Raw genomic sequence first — 947 nt, 5'->3', positions numbered from 1 at the left:
GATTCGATCTCGCCCAGTTCGATCCGGTAGCCCCGGATTTTAATCTGGTGATCCATCCGCCCCAAATATTCAATGTTACCGTCCGGCATCCATCTCGCCAAATCGCCTGTACGATACATTCGCTCATGGCCTGCCTTGCCACCAGCGAACGGATGATTTACAAATTTCTCGGCCGTCAGTTCTTCACGTTTCCAGTACCCGCGGGCCAGTCCTTCCCCTCCAATACATAATTCACCCGGCACACCGACGGGCTGCAATTCCCCATTCGCATTCATGATATATATTTGGGTATTCGCGATAGGACGTCCGATGTTAATTTGTTGAGCATGGGTCAGTTCCTGTACGGTCGACCACACCGTCGTTTCTGTAGGTCCGTACATGTTATAAATCCGGGGACCGTTTATTTCTTGCAGTGCTGCAAGCAGCTTGGACGGCAGGGCTTCGCCCCCCACCATTATAGCCTTCACGCCTTGCAGCGCGCGGGAGCCTGCTTCATGACCCAGCAGCATTTGCAACCGGGACGGCGTCATTTGCAGCATTTCAATATGATGATAAGCAATCAATTCACCCAGCGCCTGAGGATTCACCTGATGCTGGTGGTCGCCAAGCACCACCGTCATTCCACCCAACAGGGGCAGGATGGTCTCCAAGACGAAAATATCGAATGAAATGGTCGTCAGTGACAACATCGTTTGGCTCGTTTCAAAGTCAATGACTCCGCGCATCCCGGTAATAAAGTTGAGGACCGAGCGATGCTGGAGCATAACTCCTTTCGGATTACCAGTCGAACCAGAGGTATAGATGACGTAAGCCAAATGCTCTGGGCGGGCAACCGATTCCAGGTTACTGCTTTCTCCCTGATACAATGCCGCATCCTCAAGAAATAGGGCATTGGCGTGGCAATGGTGCTCTTCTGCCAAATCACGACGGGTCAGAAGCACTGCGGC

Annotated in this window: 1 protein-coding gene; it reads right to left on the bottom strand. The window is 52.4% G+C overall.

The window, feature by feature from the left end:
* A partial coding sequence (locus HFD99_RS24785; protein ID WP_167441050.1) for an amino acid adenylation domain-containing protein occupies positions 1–947 on the bottom strand: 947 nt, incomplete at both ends.

The sequence above is a fragment of the Paenibacillus sp. EKM301P genome, from assembly GCF_011800295.1.
GTDB lineage: Bacteria > Bacillota > Bacilli > Paenibacillales > Paenibacillaceae > Paenibacillus > Paenibacillus polymyxa.
Note: the sequence above shows the minus strand (reverse complement) of the source record. Positions and strands in the feature narration are given on the sequence as shown.